Consider the following 236-nt stretch of genomic DNA (forward strand, 5'->3'; position numbering starts at 1 on the left):
GAATACGCTCGTGTGATCGAGCAAACAACCCCGTTGCGCCCCTTGATGCAACAGCTGTTCGAAGCCGCCTGCCAGGGCGGTATTATCCAACCGCAAGACATCAAGGTACGGGCCATGCCGTACGACCATTTTTTACTGCGCCGAGACGACGAAACCTTCCTTCATATTACCTTGTCGCTGCTCGAGGGTCGCACTGACCAGCAAAAAGAACAGCTGGCAATCAATCTGCGGCAGGT

General features: G+C 54.7%; 1 protein-coding gene. It reads left to right on the top strand.

The window, feature by feature from the left end:
- On the top strand, positions 1-236 hold a 236-nt coding region (locus tag Q4563_RS22590), incomplete at both ends, for a 5-carboxymethyl-2-hydroxymuconate Delta-isomerase (RefSeq protein WP_303606143.1).

Source organism: Gilvimarinus sp. 1_MG-2023 (assembly GCF_030548285.1).